Annotated in this window: 1 rRNA gene; it reads left to right on the forward strand. The window is 45.5% G+C overall.

From position 1 onward, the window contains the following. Positions 1-52: 52 nt before the first annotated feature. A 23S ribosomal RNA gene (locus tag P0G09_RS20780) occupies positions 53-255 on the forward strand; the annotation flags it as partial.

Raw genomic sequence — 255 nt, forward strand, 5'->3', positions numbered from 1 at the left:
GGCAAAAGAGAGAATCAAGAGGATACCAAATGTTCTGAAAGAACGTTTGAAAGGTCAAGCGAACAAGGGCGCAGGGCGAATGCCTTGGCACTGGGAGCCGATGAAAGACGTGATAAGCTGCGATAAGTTTCGGGGAGCTGCAAATAAGCATTGATCCGGAGATTTCTGAATGAGGAAACTCACCTGGGTTCATACTCAGGTACAATACACTGAAATTTAAAATAGGTGTATTGAGGGAACCGCCTGAACTGAAAC

Origin of the sequence: Faecalibacterium sp. DFI.5.82 (genome assembly GCF_029076575.1) — a bacterium.
Classification (GTDB): domain Bacteria; phylum Bacillota; class Clostridia; order Oscillospirales; family Ruminococcaceae; genus Faecalibacterium; species Faecalibacterium duncaniae.